14 protein-coding genes and 1 pseudogene are annotated in these 20,120 nt (G+C 68.7%); 5 read left to right on the forward strand and 10 right to left on the reverse strand.

Annotation, left to right across the window (positions count from 1 at the left end):
• Window positions 1–44: 44 nt before the first annotated feature.
• Complete coding sequence (locus ACEXOX_RS22230; protein WP_406522754.1) at window positions 45–323, reverse strand: hypothetical protein; 279 nt, start codon at window positions 321–323, stop codon at window positions 45–47.
• Between the two features lie 703 nt (window positions 324–1,026).
• On the opposite strand from ACEXOX_RS22230, the gene ACEXOX_RS22235 reads away from it, so the two are divergent.
• From ACEXOX_RS22235 to ACEXOX_RS22255, 5 genes are all read left to right on the forward strand, one after another.
• Complete coding sequence (locus tag ACEXOX_RS22235) at window positions 1,027–2,400, forward strand: MFS transporter (protein WP_406522756.1); 1,374 nt, start codon at window positions 1,027–1,029, stop codon at window positions 2,398–2,400.
• Window positions 2,401–2,657: 257 nt separating this feature from the next.
• Window positions 2,658–2,831 (forward strand): hypothetical protein, encoded by a 174-nt coding sequence (locus ACEXOX_RS22240; RefSeq protein WP_406522758.1) that lies wholly within the window; start codon window positions 2,658–2,660, stop codon window positions 2,829–2,831.
• Window positions 2,832–2,971: 140 nt separating this feature from the next.
• Window positions 2,972–4,078, forward strand: coding sequence for a nucleotidyltransferase domain-containing protein (locus tag ACEXOX_RS22245; RefSeq protein WP_406522760.1), 1,107 nt, complete (start codon window positions 2,972–2,974; stop codon window positions 4,076–4,078).
• Window positions 4,057–4,560, forward strand: coding sequence for a hypothetical protein (locus tag ACEXOX_RS22250; RefSeq protein ID WP_406522762.1), 504 nt, complete (start codon window positions 4,057–4,059; stop codon window positions 4,558–4,560). Before ACEXOX_RS22245 ends, ACEXOX_RS22250 begins: the two co-directional genes overlap by 22 nt.
• Window positions 4,547–5,380 (forward strand): TauD/TfdA family dioxygenase, encoded by an 834-nt coding sequence (locus ACEXOX_RS22255; protein ID WP_406522764.1) that lies wholly within the window; start codon window positions 4,547–4,549, stop codon window positions 5,378–5,380. Before ACEXOX_RS22250 ends, ACEXOX_RS22255 begins: the two co-directional genes overlap by 14 nt.
• Window positions 5,381–5,415: 35 nt before the next feature.
• Here ACEXOX_RS22255 and panD read toward each other — a convergent pair whose 3' ends face one another.
• The 9 genes and pseudogenes from panD to rplL all read right to left on the reverse strand — a co-directional run bounded on the left by panD (window position 5,416) and on the right by rplL (window position 20,099).
• Window positions 5,416–5,850 (reverse strand): aspartate 1-decarboxylase, encoded by a 435-nt coding sequence (gene panD / locus ACEXOX_RS22260; RefSeq protein ID WP_406522766.1) that lies wholly within the window; start codon window positions 5,848–5,850, stop codon window positions 5,416–5,418.
• Between the two features lie 182 nt (window positions 5,851–6,032).
• Window positions 6,033–7,226: an elongation factor Tu gene (gene tuf / locus ACEXOX_RS22265; RefSeq protein WP_030016999.1), complete on the reverse strand. Its 1,194-nt coding sequence runs from the start codon at window positions 7,224–7,226 to the stop codon at window positions 6,033–6,035.
• A gap of 155 nt (window positions 7,227–7,381) precedes the next feature.
• Window positions 7,382–9,502, reverse strand: coding sequence for an elongation factor G (gene fusA / locus ACEXOX_RS22270; RefSeq protein ID WP_406522768.1), 2,121 nt, complete (start codon window positions 9,500–9,502; stop codon window positions 7,382–7,384).
• Between the two features lie 39 nt (window positions 9,503–9,541).
• Entirely contained in the window at window positions 9,542–10,012 is a 471-nt protein-coding gene (rpsG, locus tag ACEXOX_RS22275) for a 30S ribosomal protein S7 (RefSeq protein ID WP_030017001.1), read from the reverse strand.
• A gap of 2 nt (window positions 10,013–10,014) precedes the next feature.
• Window positions 10,015–10,386 (reverse strand): 30S ribosomal protein S12, encoded by a 372-nt coding sequence (gene rpsL, locus ACEXOX_RS22280; RefSeq protein WP_003948652.1) that lies wholly within the window; start codon window positions 10,384–10,386, stop codon window positions 10,015–10,017.
• Window positions 10,387–10,804: 418 nt separating this feature from the next.
• The gene (locus ACEXOX_RS22285) at window positions 10,805–11,284 is read right to left on the reverse strand and encodes a DUF1707 and DUF4190 domain-containing protein (protein WP_406522770.1); all 480 of its coding nucleotides are present in this window, start codon (window positions 11,282–11,284) and stop codon (window positions 10,805–10,807) included.
• A gap of 323 nt (window positions 11,285–11,607) precedes the next feature.
• Window positions 11,608–15,507: a DNA-directed RNA polymerase subunit beta' gene (locus tag ACEXOX_RS22290; protein WP_030017003.1), complete on the reverse strand. Its 3,900-nt coding sequence runs from the start codon at window positions 15,505–15,507 to the stop codon at window positions 11,608–11,610.
• Window positions 15,508–15,630: 123 nt separating this feature from the next.
• Window positions 15,631–19,112: pseudogene (gene rpoB, locus ACEXOX_RS22295) on the reverse strand (DNA-directed RNA polymerase subunit beta).
• A 603-nt stretch (window positions 19,113–19,715) separates the two neighbouring features.
• The gene (gene rplL, locus ACEXOX_RS22300; protein ID WP_385235480.1) at window positions 19,716–20,099 is read right to left on the reverse strand and encodes a 50S ribosomal protein L7/L12; all 384 of its coding nucleotides are present in this window, start codon (window positions 20,097–20,099) and stop codon (window positions 19,716–19,718) included.
• Window positions 20,100–20,120 lie beyond the last annotated feature (21 nt).

Consider the following 20,120-nt stretch of genomic DNA (forward strand, 5'->3'; position numbering starts at 1 on the left):
CAAAACGCACGGTCGCCGACGGCCCATCTCAGTTGACGCGGCGGTCACGCTTCGCCGCGCGGCATCCCCGTCAGACTGCGGTTCACCGCGTCCCCCGGCAGCGGACACCGCGCCGCCAGCCGGTCGATCACACGCGCGTGCGCGGTGGGGCTGCGCGGCGTGCCCGCCACCGGGATGACCGTGCACCGCCCCGCGCACGGGCAGTAGAGCCGCCCCCAGTGCCCGTCCTTGCGCAGCACCCAGCCACGGGCCGCCCACTTCTCCAGCACCCGCCGCACGTCCTTCTTGGGGTGATCGCAGGGCCTGATCTCGCTGCCGACCACCCCCTCACCGCCCGTCGGCGCGTACGGAAGGCACCGGGGGCCCGGGGCGCACGCGCGGCTTCGGGGCGGATGCGGAGCCGGCGCTCCGCGGCACGGCACGGGTGACGGGGTGAGCAAGGACCACGAGCGGCTGACTCCTCTGGTGCCGGCTGGACTTCCTGGCGACGCCTGACCCCCGGCGCGGGCCGCCCCTCCCCGGGCGGTGACGCTCCGACACCAGTACGTTACTCCAAATGACGGAAGGTCCCCCCGCATTTCGAGCGCGCCGCACCCGGGATCCGAACTTCCGCACCGTACGGCGCGGCGCACGGCGTGCCCCGCTCCCCCGCTCCGGCTCACGACCGCGCACCGCCGAAGGCCCCCGGGCGCCGGGCGCGAAAAGATATCCGGCGCGAACAACGGCACGCCGTATCGAATGACCGCAAAAATCCTACAGCTCACAAGAAATGGAAGCCTTCCGGCTGAAGCTGCGCACCCGGCGACTATGCCGCACCCCCGAGGGAATCCTGAACCATGTCGACCGGGCGAGCAGGAAGGAGGATTTCATGCAGCGTTCCCATTCCGGAGGCCGTTTCCGGCGCGGCGGCCGCACCCGCTCCAGAACCCGTTCTTTCCCCGGACACCGATCGTGCCGCGGAGAGAGAAAACCCGGCCCCGCGCACGGGAGACGGACGGCCCCGGGCCCCGGGCGAGGGCGGCGGGCGTGACCGGGGCGCCGGGCCCCGCCTCCGCCGCCCTCCCGCCCGGCCGCGAAGACGGCTCCGCACGCCGCGCCACGACGACGTTCGGCTCCCTGCGCATCCGCAACTACCGGCTGTTCGCCGCCGGCCAGGCCGTCTCCCACACCGGCACCTGGATGCAGCGCATCGCCCAGGACTGGCTGGTCGTCGAGCTGACCGGCTCCCCCGCCGCCGTCGGCTTCACCATCGGACTCCAGTACGCGCCCATGCTGCTCCTCGGGCTGCACGGCGGCCTGATCGCCGACCGGCTGCCGATGCGCCGGCTGCTGCTGCACACGCAGGCCGCGCTGGGCACGACCGGGCTGGTCCTGGCCGTACTGGTGCTGGCCGGCCAGGCGCGGCCCTGGCACGTGTACGTCATGGCGGCCGTGCTGGGCCTGGTCTCCGTCGCGGACGCCCCCGCCCGGCAGGCGTTCGTCGCCGAGCTGGTCGGGCCGGAGCAGCTGCGCAACGCGGTGAGCCTGAACTCCGCCGTCTTCCAGACCGCGCGCCTGGTCGGCCCCGCCGTCGCCGGTGTGGTGATCACGGTGGTGGGCATCGGCTGGGCCTTCCTCCTCAACGCCCTCTCCTACCTCGCGCCCCTGACCGCCCTGCTGCTCATGCGCACCGCCGAGATGCACCCGGCCGAGCGCGCCCCGCACGGCCGCGGGCAGGTCAGGGCGGCACTGCGGCAGGTCGGCCGCGACCCCGGCCTGCTGTGGCCGATCGTGCTGGTCGCCTTCATCGGTACGTTCGGGTTCAACTTCCCTGTCTGGCTGACCGCGTTCACCGTGCAGGTCTTCCGTACCGGCTCCGGCGTGTACGGGCTGCTCAACTCGCTGCTGGCGGCGGGCGCGGTGGCGGGGGCACTGTGGGCCGCGCGCAGCCTCGCGCCGCCGCGGCGGGTGCTGACCACGGCGGCGCTGCTGTTCGGCGCGCTGGAGACGGCCGCCGCCCTGGCGCCCGCGCTGTGGCTCTTCGCGGCCCTGCTGGTCCCGGTCGGCATGGCCGGTCTGGTCGTCACCGCCACCGCCAACGCGCACGTCCAGCTCACCGCGGACGCCGCGACGCGGGGCAGGGTGATGAGCCTGTTCAAGATCGCGTTCGTGGGCGGCACACCGGTGGCCGCGCCGGCCGTCGGCTGGGTCACCGAGACCTGCGGCCCCCGCGCCGGTTTCCTCACCGGCGGTCTGACCTCGCTCGTGGCGGCCGCCGTCGTCGGCTGGGCGCTCTCCCGCCCGGCGGCGGAGAGGGAAACGGGCACGGCGACCGAAACGACGTCCGGCACCGAGCCGGAACGGGAGACGGAAAAAACGTCGGACGGGGACGCGGACTCGGACACGGCCGCGAAGACCTGACCTCCGGCCGCGGGCCACGACCTTTTCCGCACTGCCGGTATTCAGCTCCACAGGAACCACCACGCCCGGAGACCGCGATACAGGGAATTCCTGAGTTCGACGCGTCGATCGCCCGTCATTCATTCACCTGCCGCCCGGCCCGCCCCGCAGCAGCGAAAACACCCGTGAAAACACCCGTACGAAAAAGAAACACACCGCACCGTCTTATGCCGAAAGCCCGTCCCCCGTCCGACCGTGCACCTCCGGAGGTCACCCCCATGCCCCTGAACCCACCAGCCGAAGACCGCCCGCCGGCGGCGCACCGGGTCATCGCCGTGAGCGGACCGGCGTACGTGGGCAAGGACACCCAGCTCCGCATGCTGGCCCGCCGCGTCCCACAGATCGAGATCGCCGCCCACGCGGAGACCTACACCCCCGGTGGCCCGCCCTGAGCGGCACGGAGGCGACCGGATGGTGGCTCGACGGCGCGTCCTACCAGGAGCTGGCGGACGTCCTCGCTGCGGCTTACCTGGCCCGCGCCCGGCAGCCCCGGGCCAGTGGGGACCTGCGCTGCGTACGGCAGGGCCTGCCCATGCTGGAGGCGACGTTGGCCGCCGTCGCCGCCGTACGCGAGCGGTGCGGTACGGCGCGAGCGGCCCGTGACGCGCGCGCGGCACTCGCGCCGTACCGCACCGCTCTGCGCGCCTCCGAGGAGACCGAGTACGGCGTCGTCCTGCTGCACGACGAGTCCCCCGCTCTGGGTGCCGCGCGCGGTCTGGCCCGCTCCCCGGCCCCCGACTGCCTCCTGGAGTACTTCCAGCGGCGGCTGCGCGAGCAGATCAACCGCCTTCTCGACGAGGGACGGTTCGACACGGCCGTCGTCGTCGGCGACCGGCCGGTGATCGACGTGCAGCACGAGCTGCGGCAACGCCTGCACCGGCTGTACCCCGCGGTTCCGGAGAGCGCACTCTCTCGGGTGCGGGTGGCGGCACTGGGCGGCGACTGCGAGCATGCGCGCGACGCCGCCGGAGAGTACCTGCGCACCCGCCGCGGCTACGCCCGCCTCAGCGCCGCGCACCTCGCCGACGCCGCGTCGCACACCCCGGCCGTACCGGACACCGACGACGCCACGGCCCAGGCCGAACGCATCGCCGACGGCCTCGACCGCTACTGCGCCGCGCATCCGTTCCTCGACCGCGTCAGCATCGAGCCCGTACACGACCCGTCCACCGTCGAGGCCCTGCGCACACTCTTCGGCGACCGGCTGCGCGCCGTGAGCCCCGGACCCGGGGCCGGCAAGGACACCGCACCCGAAACCGCCGCTCAGGACGCGGCTCAGAGCCCCGCCCAGGACACGATCCACGACGCCGCCGCCCCCTGGCCCCGGCTGAGCCTCCAGCGGCACCTGGACCGCCTCGCCTTCGACGCCGCCTGGACGTTCCGGCCGCTCAAGCCCGTCTCCGTACACAGCCTGGGCCTTCCGAGCTGCCTCGGCACATACCTGCGCGACCTGCGCGACCGGCTCACCCGGCCCCGTACGGCCGTGGATCTGCTCGCCGTGACCGGCAGCGCGGCCCGGGGCACGTACCGGCACGGCTGGAGCGACCTGGACGTCCTCGTGCTGGCTCCGCAGGACGCCCTCCCCGGCTCCGGCGCGTCCGCTCGGAGCTGGCACCCGTGCTGGACGGGGTCCGGATGACGATGACGGTCCTCACCGAGGACGAGTTCCGCGCGGGCGCCCTGCCGCCGCGGCTGCTGCACGTCCTCACCCTCAGCGGCGCGGGCGCCCTCGCGCCCCTGTGGTGCGCCCCCGGCCTCGCCCTGCCCGTACCGGACGCCGTCACCTACGCGGACGTCAGTGTGCGCGACGGGGTCCAGGCCGCCGTCACCCTGCGCAAGCAGCTCCTGCTCGACGAACCCGATCTGCGGGTGCTCTACAAGGCCACCGCCCTGCTCGCGAAAATCATGCTCCGGATGGAGAGCGGCGCCGAGTACCCGGCCGACGACCAGGCCGTCACGGCCTTCCACCACCGCCGCCCCGACGCCCTCGGGGCCGAGCCCGGCGACGTACGGCACGACCGCGCCGGCACCGAGCGGATGGCCGCCGCCGTACTGCGCGGCTGGCTCGCCACCCTCGCCCCGGCACCGCGACCGGAGGTCACCGGCCATGGCGCCGCTTGAGCACCGCCGCCCGTTCGGCTCCGGACTGCCCGTGGCGGCGCAGATCGTCCGGGTGCCCTCGATGTGCTGCATGTCGGCCGCGCAGGAACACGAGATGCTGGCCGCCTTCAACCGGTACGGCTTCGCGATCCTGCGCTGCGCGGAGCGGGTCAGGAGCCGCCAGGACCTGCTCAGCCTGCGGCGGCGCTTCGGCGCCCCGGTGCCGCACCCGCGCGCGGACGGCGACGGGATCGTGCCGATCAGCCCCGCCCGGCCGGTCGCCGGCTTCCTCGGCTCCAGCCGCGACGAGCACCTGCTGCACACCGACGGCGCGTTCCGTGACCGCCCCGAGGCCCTGATCACGCTCCAGTGCGTCCGGCCCGCCGTACGCGGCGGTCTGTCCGTCCTGGCCAGTGCCCAGGCCGCCTACGAGTACCTGGCGCGGCACTTCCCCGGCCGGCGGGACGCGCTGACCGAGCCCGACGCGCTGACGATCACCCGTACCGACCAGACCAGCACCCAGCCGCTGTTCCGGCGCCAGGGCGGCGTCTGCACGCTGCGGTTCCGGATGGCGGACGGCGTGTCGCGGGTCGTCCCGCGCGCGGACGTCCGTGACCAGTACGCGGAGCTGTGCCGGTTCTTCGCCGCGCCCGCGAACCGGCTCAGCTTCAAGCTCGCCACCGGCGACGTGCTGATCGCCGACAACACGGCCGTGGTGCACGGCCGGACGCCCATCCCCGCCGGCATGCCCCGCGTGATGCGCCGCCTCAACTTCGACGCCACCGGGCCGGCCTGCGACCGGATGGCCTTCGGCTTCCCCGTGCACCCGCCCCCGCCGTGAGCCCTGCCCCTCCGGCGGTACGGGGCCGCCCTTCCCTAGGCGGGATCCACCGCCCGTACGACCGCCTGCGGGCTGCGCTCGGCCGTTCCCCCGGGCACCGGCTCCGACGCGTCCGTGCCGACGGCGACGATGCGGTTGTCCGCGTCCACGTGCACGACACGCGGGCGCAGCGTACGGGCCTCGGCGTCGTCCACCTGCGCGTAGCTGATAAGGATCACCAGGTCGCCGGGGTGCACCAGGTGCGCGGCGGCACCGTTGATGCCGAGGACGCCGGAGCCGCGCTCGCCCTCGATGATGTACGTCTCCAGGCGCGCGCCGTTGGTGATGTCGACGATGTGGACCAGCTCGCCGGGCAGCAGGTCGGCGGCGTCCAGCAGGTCGGCGTCGACCGTCACCGAGCCGACGTAGTGCAGGTCCGCCTGGGTGACGGTGGCACGGTGGATCTTGGACTTGAACATGGTGCGCAGCATGGCGTCACTTCCGGGAAAAGGGTCGCGTCCCGAGGGGGTACGCGCCGACCCGGACATGCTAAGCAACTGGCGGGCACGGCAGAAGGCCCGGCCGTGAACAGCGAGAAGCCCCGCTCACCCGAAGGTGAGCGGGGCTCCTCAGAGCGCTCCGAAGAGCTGCCGGGTCTCCCCGACCGTCAGAATTACTTGACGATCTTGGTGACCTGGCCGGCGCCGACGGTCCGGCCACCCTCACGGATGGCGAACTTCAGGCCTTCCTCCATGGCGACCGGCTGGATCAGCTGGACCGACATCTCGGTGTTGTCGCCCGGCATGACCATCTCGGTGCCCTCGGGGAGGGTCACGACGCCGGTCACGTCGGTGGTACGGAAGTAGAACTGCGGGCGGTAGTTGTTGAAGAACGGGGTGTGGCGGCCACCCTCGTCCTTCGACAGGATGTACGCCTGCGCCTCGAACTCCGTGTGCGGGGTGACCGAGCCCGGCTTGATGATGACCTGGCCGCGCTCGACGTCCTCGCGCTTGATGCCGCGGAGCAGCAGACCGACGTTCTCACCGGCCTGGCCCTCGTCGAGCAGCTTCCGGAACATCTCGATGCCGGTGACCGTGGTGGTGGTCTTCTCGGTCTTGATGCCGATGATGTCGACGGTCTCGTTGACCTTGAGGACACCACGCTCGATACGACCGGTGACGACGGTGCCACGACCGGTGATCGTGAAGACGTCCTCGATCGGCATCAGGAACGGCTTGTCGACGTCACGCTCGGGCTGCGGGATCGACTCGTCGACGGCGGCCATGAGCTTGAGGACGGAGTCGCCCCACTCCTTGTCGCCCTCGAGCGCCTTGAGCGCCGAGACCTTGACGACCGGAACGTCGTCGCCCGGGAACTCGTACTCCGAGAGGAGCTCACGGACCTCGAGCTCGACGAGCTCCAGGATCTCCTCGTCGTCCACCATGTCGGCCTTGTTCAGGGCGACAACGATGTAGGGCACGCCGACCTGGCGGGCCAGGAGCACGTGCTCCTTGGTCTGCGGCATCGGGCCGTCGGTCGCCGCGACCACGAGGATCGCGCCGTCCATCTGGGCGGCACCGGTGATCATGTTCTTGATGTAGTCCGCGTGACCGGGGCAGTCAACGTGGGCGTAGTGACGGTTCTCCGTCTGGTACTCGACGTGCGCGATCGAGATGGTGATACCGCGCTGGCGCTCCTCGGGCGCCTTGTCGATCATGTCGAAGGCCGAGGCCTCGTTCAGGTCGGGGAACGCGTCGTGCAGCACCTTGGTAATGGCGGCCGTGAGGGTCGTCTTACCGTGGTCGATGTGACCGATGGTGCCGATGTTGACGTGCGGCTTAGTCCGCTCGAACTTCGCCTTCGCCACTGGGTCCTCCTGAAGTGGTTCTGTACGCCTTACTCATCGGCGCCAGGTGATCTTTGCTGGGATGCCGGCCGCCGGGGCCCCCTCGCGGGTGGCGGGGACGGGCCCCGGCAGACGGTGTCAAGCCTAAAGCGTCTCGCGACTCGTGCGAGCCGGTACTACTCGCCCTTGGCCTTCGCGATGATCTCCTCGGCGACGTTCCGCGGAACCTCGGCGTAGGAGTCGAACTGCATCGAGTAGCTTGCGCGACCCGAGGTCTTGCTGCGGAGGTCTCCGACGTAGCCGAACATCTCCGAGAGCGGAACCAGGCCCGTGACGAGCTTGGCGCCGTGGCGGTCCTCCATGGACTGGATCTGACCGCGACGCGAGTTGATGTCGCCGATGACGTCACCCATGTAGTCCTCGGGCGTCGTCACCTCGACCTTCATCATCGGCTCCAGCAGGGCCGGGCTGGCCTTGCGGGCGGCCTCCTTGAAGGCCATCGAACCGGCGATCTTGAAGGCCATCTCCGAGGAGTCGACCTCGTGGAACGCACCGTCGAGCAGCGTGATCTTCACGCCGGTCAGCGGGTAGCCGGCGAGCACGCCGAACTCCATGGCCTCCTGGCAGCCCGCGTCCACGGACGGGATGTACTCCCGCGGGATACGGCCACCGGTGACCTTGTTTTCGAACTCGTACCCGTCGCCCTCGAGCGGCTCGAGCGCGATCTGCACCTTCGCGAACTGGCCGGAACCACCAGTCTGCTTCTTGTGCGTGTAGTCCAGGCGCTCGACGGACTTGCGCAGGGTCTCGCGGTACGCGACCTGCGGCTTGCCGACGTTGGCCTCGACCCGGAACTCACGCTTCATACGGTCGACCAGCACGTCGAGGTGCAGCTCGCCCATACCCGCGATGATGGTCTGACCGGTCTCCTCGTCCGTGTGGACCTGGAAGGACGGGTCCTCCTCGGCGAGACGCTGGATGGCGACACCCAGCTTCTCCTGGTCGCCCTTGGACTTGGGCTCGATCGCGACCTGGATGACCGGGGCCGGGAACTCCATCGACTCCAGGATGACCTGGTTCGACGGGTCGCAGAGGGTCTCACCGGTGGTGGTCTGCTTCAGACCCATGACGGCGACGATGTCACCGGCACCCACCGACTCGATCTCCTCACGCTTGTTCGCGTGCATCCGGTAGATCTTGCCGATGCGCTCCTTCTTGCCCTTCACCGAGTTGGTGACCTGGGTACCCGCCACGAGGCGGCCCGAGTACACCCGGATGAAGGTGAGCTTGCCCAGGTGGGGGTCGCTCGCAATCTTGAACGCGAGAGCGGCCAGCGGCTCCTCCTCGGAGGGGCGCCGCGTGATGACCTGCTCCGAGTCGTTGACGGCGTGGCCGTCGATGCCCTCGACGTCCAGCGGCGACGGGAGGTAGCGCACGACCGCGTCGAGCAGGGGCTGCACGCCCTTGTTCTTGAACGCGGTACCGCAGAACACGGGGGTGACGGTGGTGTCGCCGCCCTTGCCCGAGTTGATGGTGATACGGCGGATCGCCGCGTGCAGCTGGTCCACGGTGGGCTCCTGGCCCTCCAGGTACAGCTCCATCATCTCTTCGTCGTTCTCGGCGACGGCCTCCAGCAGCTTGCCGCGCCACTCGTCGGCAGCCTCGGTGTGCGTGGCCGGGATGTCGACGGTGTCGTACATCTCGCCCTTGGCGGCCTCGGCGGACCAGACCAGCGCCTTCATGGAGACGAGGTCGATGACGCCCTTGAAGTCCGCCTCGGTGCCGATCGGCAGCTGCATCACGATCGGGGTCGCGCCCAGGCGGTCCACGATCATGTCGACGCAGCGGTGGAACTCCGCACCGGTGCGGTCGAGCTTGTTGACGAAGCAGATGCGCGGCACGCCGTAGCGGTCCGCCTGGCGCCAGACGGTCTCGGACTGCGGCTCAACACCGGCAACGCCGTCGAACACCGTCACCGCACCGTCGAGCACGCGCAGCGAACGCTCCACCTCGACGGTGAAGTCGACGTGGCCCGGGGTGTCGATGATGTTGATGGTGTGGTCGACGTCGTTCAGCGGCCAGTGGCAGGTCGTCGCGGCAGACGTGATCGTGATGCCGCGCTCCTGCTCCTGCTCCATCCAGTCCATCGTGGCAGCGCCGTCGTGGACCTCACCGATCTTGTAGGAGACACCGGTGTAGAACAGGATCCGCTCGGTGGTGGTCGTCTTGCCCGCGTCGATGTGGGCCATGATCCCAATGTTGCGGACCTTGGCCAGGTCAAGCGAAGTGGTAGCCATATCGGCTCAATCTTCTCTCGGTCTCGATGGGGGTAGCGACTACCAGCGGTAGTGCGCGAAGGCCTTGTTGGACTCGGCCATCTTGTGCGTGTCCTCGCGCTTCTTGACCGAAGCGCCGAGGCCGTTCGAGGCGTCCAGCAGCTCGTTCATGAGGCGCTCGGTCATGGTCTTCTCGCGGCGGGCGCGCGAGTAGCCCACGAGCCAGCGCAGCGAGAGCGTGGCGGCGCGGCCGGGCTTGACCTCGACCGGGACCTGGTAGGTCGCGCCACCGACACGGCGGGACTTGACCTCAAGGGTCGGCTTGATGTTCTCCAGCGCGCGCTTCAGCGTGATGACCGGGTCGTTGCCGGTCTTCTCACGCAGACCCTCCATGGCGCCGTAAACGATGCGCTCGGCGGTGGAGCGCTTTCCGTTCAGCAGAACCTTGTTGATGAGGGAGGTCACCAGAGGAGAGCTGTAGACCGGGTCAATGATGACCGGGCGCTTCGGGGCGGGGCCCTTACGAGGCATTCTTACTTCTCCTTCTTGGCGCCGTAGCGGCTGCGAGCCTGCTTGCGGTTCTTGACGCCCTGCGTGTCGAGGGAGCCGCGGATGATCTTGTACCGAACACCCGGCAGGTCCTTCACACGGCCGCCACGCACGAGCACGATCGAGTGCTCCTGGAGGTTGTGGCCCTCACCCGGAATGTAAGCGGTGACCTCGATGCCACTGGTCAGACGCACACGTGCGACCTTACGCAGGGCCGAGTTCGGCTTCTTCGGGGTGGTCGTGAAAACACGCGTGCAGACGCCGCGGCGCTGGGGCGAACCCTCCAGTGCGGGCGTCTTGTTCTTCTCGACCTTGTCCTGCCGGCCCTTGCGGACCAGCTGCTGGATCGTAGGCACCGTTTCTCCGGTTTCTGTGTGCCAGTCTCGGTAAAGCTAACCTGGAACAGTCCCCGACCCACGCGGTCGGGTGTGTCGAATACTGCAGACCCCTCGCTGGAACGAGGAAGGCGGCAGATTGCGGTGTCGAGACCCGGCTTCCGTACGGACGAGTGCACGCACGGCAGCCTGAGGACACCCCAGGCACAAGGTCAGAGCGTACCTACCGCATGGGCTGCGGTCAAAACAAATGCACACGCGAAGGACACGCCGGACTCCTCCGGCGCTGCGGCCACCGTAGTGCGATCAGGGGCCGTACGGAAGAAGGCCCGGCCATCGCCGCGCGCGCCGTGGCGGCCGCCCTACGGCCTCCGGAGCCGCCCCCGGCGCCCGGGTGCCACCGCCCCGCCGGCGCCGTGTGTGCCCCGCCCTCGCGCCCTCAGAGGTTCGCCGCCCCCACGAAGATCATCAGGATGAAGAACAGCAGCCAGCCGCTGATCCCCAGCCAGCCCAGGACCAGCCCGGCGACCGCCTGGCCGTCCCCGCGCTCCCCCGTGCGGCGGATCTCGGCCCGCGCCTTGTGCCCCAGGATGACCGCGGGTATCGACGTCAGGCCCCACGTCACCGGGGCGAGGATGCCGCACACCAGCGCTCCGGTCGCCGAACCGTTGGTCGGCGCCGTCATCGGCTGCACCGGCATGAACGTCTGCGGCACCGCGGGCGGCGGCGGCCCGAACTGCGACTGCGGCATCGGCCCCTGCGGCAGGTCCGCCACCAGCATCTGCAGCTCGGCCTGGGTCTGCGCCTGATAGGCGTGGCCGATGCGCTGCTCGTACTCCTGCTGCGGAAGCCGCCCCTCGGCGAAACCGGCCTTCAGCACGTCCACCGCACGCTCACGGTCGGCGTGCGAAGCACGCATCGCCGGGACCTGGCCCGGGCCCTGGACCGGCTGCCCGCCTTGCCACGGCGCCGGCTGTCCACCCTGCCACGGCTGGAACGCCACTCTCAGCACCTCCCCCACATTAGGCAGTACCACCCATCATTCAGTACGCGCCAGAAGAGCGCACGGTTCCCCGCGAAGGAATCATCGCGCGCCATCACACCGCCCCGGACACCGCAAGTGGAGCCGACGGGCCGCCGACGGGGTGAACCGCCCACAACGCCGCAGGGCGGCCACCCCGAGGGGTGACCGCCCTGCGCACAGCGCGTGTCCGGACCGGCCGCCGACGGCCGGCCGGGCCCTTACTGGTTGTACGGACCGTAGTCGTAGTCCTCCAGCGGGACCGCCTGGCCGGAGCCGGTGCCGAAGGGCGAGTAGTCGATGTCGTCGTAACCGACGGCCGAGTACATCGCGGCCTTGGCCTCCTCGGTGGGCTCCACCCGGATGTTGCGGTAGCGGGACAGGCCCGTACCGGCCGGGATGAGCTTACCGATGATGACGTTCTCCTTGAGGCCGATCAGGGAGTCCGACTTGGCGTTGATCGCCGCGTCGGTGAGCACCCGGGTCGTCTCCTGGAAGGACGCCGCCGACAGCCAGGACTCGGTGGCCAGCGAAGCCTTGGTGATACCCATCAGCTGCGGACGGCCGGAGGCGGGGTGACCGCCCTCCTGGACCACACGACGGTTCTCGCTCTCGAACTTCGTACGCTCCACCAGCTCGCCCGGCAGCAGCTCCGCGTCGCCGGACTCGATGATCGTCACACGGCGCAGCATCTGCCGGATGATGATCTCGATGTGCTTGTCGTGGATCGCCACGCCCTGGTTGTTGTAGACCTTCTGGACCTCGCCGACCAGGTGGACCTGGACGGCACGCTGGCCCAGGATGCGCAGCACGTCGTGCGGGTTGACCGCACCCACGGTCAGCGCCTGGCCGACCTCGACGTGGTCACCCTCGCCCACCAGCAGACGGGCACGCTTGGAGACGCCGTACGCCGTCTCGTCGCTGCCGTCGTCCGGCGTGACGACGACCTTCTTGGTCTTCTCGGTCTCCTCGATCCGCACGCGGCCGGCGGCCTCGGAGATCGGGGCCACACCCTTGGGCGTACGGGCCTCGAAGAGCTCGACGACACGCGGCAGACCCAGGGTGATGTCGTCACCGGCCACACCACCGGTGTGGAAGGTACGCATCGTCAGCTGGGTGCCGGGCTCACCGATGGACTGGGCGGCGATGATGCCGACCGCCTCACCGATGTCGACCAGCTTGCCGGTGGCCAGCGAGCGGCCGTAGCAGAAGGCGCAGGTGCCGACGGCGGACTCGCAGGTCAGGACCGAGCGGGTCTTGACCTCCTCGACGCCGTGCGCGACGAGCTGGTCGATGAGGACATCGCCCAGGTCGACGTTGGCCGGGCCGATGACCTTGCCGTCCACGACGACGTCCTCGGCCAGCATGCGTGCGTACACGCTGGACTCGACGTCGTCCGCCTTGCGCAGGATGCCGTCGGCGCCCTTGCTGGCGATCCGCAGTTTCAGACCGCGCTCGGTGCCGCAGTCCTCCTCGCGGATGATGACGTCCTGCGAGACGTCCACGAGACGACGGGTCAGGTAACCCGAGTCGGCGGTACGCAGGGCGGTGTCCGCCAGACCCTTACGGGCACCGTGGGTGGAGATGAAGTACTCCAGCACGGACAGACCCTCGCGGAACGAGGCCTTGATGGGACGCGGGATGGTCTCGTTCTTCGCGTTCGACACCAGACCACGCATACCGGCGATCTGCCGCATCTGCATCATGTTTCCTCGGGCACCCGAGTCAACCATCATGAAGATGGGGTTCGTCTTGGGGAAGTTGGCGTTCATCGCCTCGGAGACCTCGTTGGTCGCCTTGGTCCAGATGTTGATCAGTTCCTGAGTGCGCTCGTCCTTGGTGATCAGACCGCGCTCGTACTGCTTCTGGACCTTCTCGTCCTGGGCCTCGTAGCCCGCGACGATGGCCTTCTTGGCCTCCGGCACGACGATGTCCGAGACCGCGACGGTGACACCGGAACGGGTCGCCCAGTGGAAACCGGACGCCTTCAGGTTGTCGAGCGTCGCCGCCACGATGACCTTCGGGTAACGCTCGGCCAGGTCGTTGACGATCGCGGAGAGCTGCTTCTTGCCCACCGAGTAGTCGACGAACGGGTAGTCCTCGGGCAGCAGCTCGTTGAAGAGCGCGCGGCCCAGGGTCGTCCGCAGGCGGAAGCTGTCACCCTGCTGCCACTCGGGCTCGCCCTCTTCCTGCGCCGGCGGGGTCCAGCCACGCGGCGGGACGGTGCCGATCGGGAAGCGGATGTCGACCTTCGCCTGGAGCGACAGCTCCCGGTTGTCGAAGGCCATGATCGCCTCGGCGACCGAGCCGAAGGACCGGCCCTCGCCGATGACCTTGCGCTCCGCCTCGTCGGTGGTGAGGAAGAACAGGCCCAGCACCATGTCCTGGGTCGGCATGGTGACCGGACGGCCGTCGGCCGGCTTGAGGATGTTGTTCGAGGACAGCATCAGGATGCGGGCCTCGGCCTGCGCCTCCGCGGACAGCGGCAGGTGCACGGCCATCTGGTCACCGTCGAAGTCCGCGTTGAACGCGGTGCACACGAGCGGGTGAATCTGAATGGCCTTGCCCTCGACCAGCTGCGGCTCGAAGGCCTGGATGCCGAGGCGGTGCAGGGTGGGCGCACGGTTCAGCAGGACCGGGTGCTCCGCGATGACCTCTTCGAGGACGTCGTAGACGACCGTGCGGCCGCGCTCGACCATCCGCTTGGCGCTCTTGATGTTCTGCGCGTGGTTCAGGTCGACCAGGCGCTTCATCACGAACGGCTTGAAGAGCTCCAGCGCCATGGCCTTCGGCAGACCGCACTGGTGCAGCTTCAGCTGCGGACCGACGACGATCACGGAACGCGCGGAGTAGTCCACACGCTTGCCGAGCAGGTTCTGACGGAAACGGCCCTGCTTGCCCTTCAGCATGTCGCTGAGGGACTTCAGCGGACGGTTGCCGGGACCGGTGACCGGGCGACCGCGGCGGCCGTTGTCGAACAGCGCGTCGACGGCCTCCTGGAGCATCCGCTTCTCGTTGTTCACGATGATCTCGGGGGCACCGAGGTCGAGCAGACGCTTGAGGCGGTTGTTGCGGTTGATCACACGGCGGTACAGGTCGTTCAGGTCGGAGGTCGCGAAGCGGCCACCGTCCAGCTGCACCATCGGACGCAGGTCCGGCGGGATGACCGGGATGCAGTCCAGCACCATGCCGTTGGGGCTGTTGCGGGTCTGCAGGAACGCGGAGACGACCTTCAGGCGCTTGAGCGCACGGGTCTTCTTCTGGCCCTTGCCGGTACGGATGATCTCGCGGAGCTTCTCGGCCTCTTCGTCGAGGTCGAAGGACTCCAGGCGCTTCTGCAGCGCCGCGGCGCCCATGCCGCCCATGAAGTACGTGCCGAAGCGGTCACGCAGCTCGCGGTAGAGCAGCTCGTCGCCCTCCAGGTCCTGGACCTTGAGGTTCTTGAAGCGGCTCCACACCTCGTCGAGGCGGTCGATCTCGCGCTGCGCACGGTCGCGCAGCTGCTTCATCTCACGCTCGGCGCCCTCGCGCACCTTGCGGCGCACGTCCGCCTTGGCGCCCTCGGCCTCCAGCTCGGCCAGATCGGTCTCGAGCTTCTTGGCGCGGGCTTCCAGGTCGGCGTCGCGGCGCTGCTCGATCTGCTGGCGCTCGACGGAGACGTGCGCCTCCAGCGAGGGCAGGTCGCGCGTACGGCGCTCCTCGTCCACCCACGTGATCATGTAGGCGGCGAAGTAGATGACCTTTTCCAGGTCCTTCGGGGCGAGGTCGAGCAGGTAGCCCAGCCGCGACGGAACGCCCTTGAAGTACCAGATGTGCGTGACGGGGGCGGCCAGCTCGATGTGGCCCATCCGCTCACGGCGCACCTTGGCGCGAGTGACCTCGACGCCACAGCGCTCGCAGATGATGCCCTTGAACCGGACACGCTTGTACTTGCCGCAGTAGCACTCCCAGTCCCGGGTCGGACCGAAGATCTTCTCGCAGAAGAGCCCGTCCTTTTCCGGCTTGAGGGTGCGGTAGTTGATGGTCTCCGGCTTCTTGACCTCACCGTGAGACCACTGTCGGATGTCGTCCGCGGTCGCCAGGCCGATCCGCAGCTCGTCGAAGAAGTTGACGTCGAGCACTGTCGTCAATCCCTCTTTCAGGGTCGTGCCCTTCGCGTAAGCGAAAAATGGGCTCTACATCATGGTCTGTACGGGTCCGGGGCGACCGGGGCTCCTTGGGGGAAGGAGCCCCGGCCAGGCCCGTCAGACCTCTTCGACGCTGCTCGGCTCGCGCCGGGACAGGTCGATACCGAGCTCCTCCGCGGCGCGGAAGACATCCTCGTCCGTGTCGCGCATCTCGATGGACATGCCGTCCGAGGACAGCACCTCCACGTTCAGGCAGAGCGACTGCATTTCCTTGATGAGCACCTTGAAGGACTCGGGAATGCCGGGCTCGGGGATGTTCTCGCCCTTGACGATCGCCTCGTAGACCTTCACGCGGCCGGTCACGTCGTCGGACTTGATGGTCAGCAGCTCCTGGAGGGCGTACGCGGCGCCGTAAGCCTCCAGCGCCCACACCTCCATCTCACCGAAGCGCTGGCCACCGAACTGGGCCTTACCACCCAGCGGCTGCTGGGTGATCATCGAGTACGGACCGGTCGAACGCGCGTGCAGCTTGTCGTCCACCAGGTGGTGGAGCTTCAGGATGTACATGTACCCGACCGAGATCGGGTCCGGGAACGGCTCACCGGAACGGCCGTCGAACATCCGGGCCTTGCCGGTGTCCTTGACCATCCGCTCGCCGTCGCGGTTCGGCAGCGTGGAGTCGAACAGACCAGCGAGCTCGTCCTCACGCGCACCGTCGAAGACCGGGGTCGCGACGTTGGTGCGGGGCGCGACCTCGTCGGCGCCGATCGCCTGGAGACGCTTCTGCCAGTCGGCGTCGCCCTCGACCTTCCAGCCCTGGCTGGCGAGCCAGCCGAGGTGGATCTCCAGGACCTGACCCGGGTTCATTCGGGACGGGACACCCAGCGGGTTGAGGATGATGTCGACCGGGGTGCCGTCCTCCAGGAACGGCATGTCCTCGACCGGCAGGATCTTGGAGATGACGCCCTTGTTGCCGTGGCGGCCGGCGAGCTTGTCACCATCGGTGATCTTGCGCTTCTGTGCCACGTAGACGCGGACCAGCTGGTTCACGCCCGGGGGCAGCTCGTCGCCCTCTTCACGGTCGAAGACGCGGACGCCGATGACCTTGCCGATCTCGCCGTGCGGGACCTTCAGCGAGGTGTCGCGGACCTCACGGGCCTTCTCACCGAAGATGGCGCGCAGCAGGCGCTCCTCCGGGGTCAGCTCGGTCTCACCCTTGGGCGTGACCTTGCCGACGAGGATGTCGCCGGCGACGACCTCGGCACCGATCCGGATGATGCCGCGCTCGTCGAGGTCCGAGAGGACCTCCTCGGAGACGTTCGGGATGTCCCGGGTGATCTCCTCCGGGCCCAGCTTGGTGTCCCGGGCGTCGACCTCGTGCTCCTCGATGTGGATCGAGGACAGGACGTCGTCCTGCACGAGGCGCTGCGACAGGATGATCGCGTCCTCGTAGTTGTGACCCTCCCAGGGCATGAAGGCGACGAGCAGGTTCTTGCCCAGCGCCATCTCGCCCTCCTCCGTGGAGGGACCGTCGGCGAGCACCTGACCCACGACGACGCGGGCGCCCTCGTCCACGACGACCTTCTGGTTGAAGGAGGTGCCCTGGTTGGAGCGGGTGAACTTGGCGACGCGGTACGTGGTGTACGTGCCGTCGTCGTTGGCGACGGTGATGTAGTCCGCGGAGACCTCCTGGACCACACCGTCCTTCTCCGCCTTGATGACGTCACCGGCGTCGACCGCGCAGCGGTACTCCATGCCGGTGCCGACCAGCGGGGCCTCCGCCTTGATCAGCGGCACGGCCTGGCGCATCATGTTCGATCCCATGAGCGCGCGGTTGGCGTCGTCGTGCTCCAGGAAGGGGATCATGGCGGTCGCGGCCGACACCATCTGGCGCGGCGAGACGTCCATGTAGTCCACGTCCTCGCGGGCGGCGAGGTCGACCTCACCACCGCGGCGGCGGCACATGACGCGGCCTTCGGCGAACTGCATGTCCTCGGTGAGGGGGCGTTCGCCTGCGCGATGAGGAAGCGGTCTTCCTCGTCGGCGGTCAGGTAGTCGACCTGCTCGGTGACCCGGCCGTCGACGACCTTGCGGTACGGCGTCTCGATGAAGCCGAAGACGTTGACGCGGCCGTAGGAGGCGAGCGAGCCGATCAGACCGATGTTCGGGCCTTCGGGCGTCTCGATCGGGCACATGCGGCCGTAGTGCGAGGGGTGCACGTCACGGACGTCCAGGCCGGCCCGCTCACGGGACAGACCACCGGGGCCCAGCGCGGACAGACGGCGCTTGTGGGTCAGGCCCGACAGCGGGTTGGTCTGGTCCATGAACTGGGACAGCTGGCTGGTGCCGAAGAACTCCTTGATGGAGGCGACGACCGGCCGGATGTTGATCAGGGTCTGCGGCGTGATCGCCTCGACGTCCTGGGTGGTCATGCGCTCGCGCACGACACGCTCCATACGGGCGAGACCCGTACGGACCTGGTTCTGGATCAGCTCGCCGACGTTGCGCAGGCGGCGGTTGCCGAAGTGGTCGATGTCGTCGGTCTCGACGACGATCTCCGTGCCGTTCTCGCCGATCGTCTCGGTCTCGCCGGCGTGCAGCTTGACCAGGTACTTGATCGTGGCGATGACGTCGTCGGTGGTCAGCACACCGGCGTCCAGCGGCTCGTCGCCGCCGAGCTTCTTGTTGACCTTGTAGCGGCCGACCTTCGCGAGGTCGTAGCGCTTCGGGTTGAAGTACAGGTTCTCCAGCAGCGTCTGCGCGGCCTCGCGCGTCGGCGGCTCGCCCGGACGCAGCTTGCGGTAGATGTCGAGCAGCGCGTCGTCCTGGCCCTGGGTGTGGTCCTTCTCCAGGGTGGCGCGCATGGACTCGTACTCGCCGAACTCTTCGAGGATCTGCTCGGTCGTCCAGCCGAGGGCCTTGAGGAGGACGGTCACGGACTGCTTGCGCTTGCGGTCGATGCGCACGCCGACCATGTCGCGCTTGTCGATCTCCATCTCCAGCCAGGCACCCCGGGACGGGATGATCTTGGCGGTGAAGATGTCCTTGTCCGACGTCTTGTCGATCTGGCTGTCGAAGTAGACGCCCGGCGAGCGGACCAGCTGCGAGACGACGACACGCTCGGTGCCGTTGATGCAGAAGGTGCCCTTGTTGGTCATGAGCGGGAAGTCGCCCATGAAGACCGTCTGAGACTTGATCTCACCGGTCTCGTTGTTGGTGAACTCGGCGGTGACGAAGAGCGGGGCCGCGTACGTGAAGTCGCGCTCCTTGCACTCGTCGATGGAGTTCTTCGGGGGCTCGAATCGGTGGTCGCGGAACGTCAGCGACATCGACCCGGAGAAGTCCTCGATCGGGGAGATCTCTTCGAAGATCTCCTCCAGACCGGACTTGGTGGGGACGTCCTGACCACTTTCCAGCGCAGCCTCGACGCGACCCTTCCATGCGGCATTGCCGAGCAGCCAGTCGAAGCTTTCGGTCTGCAGCGCAAGGAGGTTCGGAACCCCGAGGGGCTCCTTGATCTTCGCAAAAGAGATGCGCAGCGGGGCGGTGCTGTCGCCGTTGTTCGTATTGGCAGTCGAGGCGTTGCGCGAGGCGGCCAAGAGGGGGTCCTTCCGAGGGCTCGGACTCACTACGCGCGTACCGGTCCCGGACCGAACGAAGCCGGAGGAAAGGCCCAGGTCAGGGCGGATCAGTCGGCATTGCTCGAGCTCGGGTATGCCCCTGGTGACGGGCAGGGAGCAGCTAACAGGCAGCGCAAAGGGTCAGTGTAGCCACTCGGCACACTGATGTCCAGAGCGAGTTTCCGGAGACCGGTCCAGCACCGTGATACCGATCTTCTCCCTCCGGTAGGCGGCACCCTCCGTGACGGAGGTACCCCTCTTTGTTCGTCTCAACGCCAACGTCTTATGCCTGCCACGAGCCGTGCGCCAACAGGCGCACCCCGATGCTTCCCTCTTCGCCGGCGATCCATGCCTCGAACCCGGATCGCTTCTGACGTCGCGTCCTGAGAATTGCGCGCTGCGTGCGGTTCGTCAAGGCCCCCACCCACTGGAAGATCGTCACGGGGTGCACGGCCGGGCAACGAAGATCACCATACTCGCACGGAATGCCGGGGCGGCGCAGCCGCGGCCCGAACGCCCGAAGGCGACCACCCGCATGGGTGATCGCCTTCAGGTTTGCGAAGAGTCAGCAGACTCGTCGGGTCACTTGACCTCGACGGAGGCGCCGGCGCCCTTGAGGGCCTCGGCGGCCTTGTCCGCGGCGTCCTTGGCGACCTTCTCGAGGACCGGCTTCGGGGTGCCGTCGACGAGGTCCTTGGCCTCCTTCAGACCCAGCGAGGTCAGCTCACGCACGACCTTGATGACCTGGATCTTCTTGTCGCCGGCACCGGTGAGGATGACGTCGAACTCGTCCTGCTCCTCGGCGGCCTCGGCGGCGGGGGCGCCCGGGGCAGCGGCAACGACGGCGGCCGGGGCGGCAGCCTCGACGTCGAACTTCTCCTCGAACTTCTTCACGAAGTCGGAGAGCTCGAGCAGGGTCATCTCCTCGAACTGGGCCAGCAGTTCGTCCTGGGTGAGCTTCGCCATGGTGGCGGTCCTTCCACTAAT

The organism is Streptomyces sp. Ac-502 (assembly GCF_045222935.1).
Classification (GTDB): Bacteria; Actinomycetota; Actinomycetes; order Streptomycetales; family Streptomycetaceae; genus Streptomyces; species Streptomyces monomycini.

Coding starts and splice junctions, on each gene's coding strand:
- ACEXOX_RS22240 (WP_406522758.1), top strand. CDS start 2,658: ATGCCCCTGAACCCACCAGCCGAAGACCGCCCGCCGGCGGCGCACCGG.
- ACEXOX_RS22245 (WP_406522760.1), top strand. CDS start 2,972: ATGCTGGAGGCGACGTTGGCCGCCGTCGCCGCCGTACGCGAGCGGTGC.
- ACEXOX_RS22255 (WP_406522764.1), top strand. CDS start 4,547: ATGGCGCCGCTTGAGCACCGCCGCCCGTTCGGCTCCGGACTGCCCGTG.
- panD (WP_406522766.1), bottom strand. CDS start 5,850: ATGCTGCGCACCATGTTCAAGTCCAAGATCCACCGTGCCACCGTCACC.
- fusA (WP_406522768.1), bottom strand. CDS start 9,502: ATGGCTACCACTTCGCTTGACCTGGCCAAGGTCCGCAACATTGGGATC.
- rpsG (WP_030017001.1), bottom strand. CDS start 10,012: ATGCCTCGTAAGGGCCCCGCCCCGAAGCGCCCGGTCATCATTGACCCG.
- ACEXOX_RS22285 (WP_406522770.1), bottom strand. CDS start 11,284: ATGCGTGCTTCGCACGCCGACCGTGAGCGTGCGGTGGACGTGCTGAAG.
- rplL (WP_385235480.1), bottom strand. CDS start 20,099: ATGGCGAAGCTCACCCAGGACGAACTGCTGGCCCAGTTCGAGGAGATG.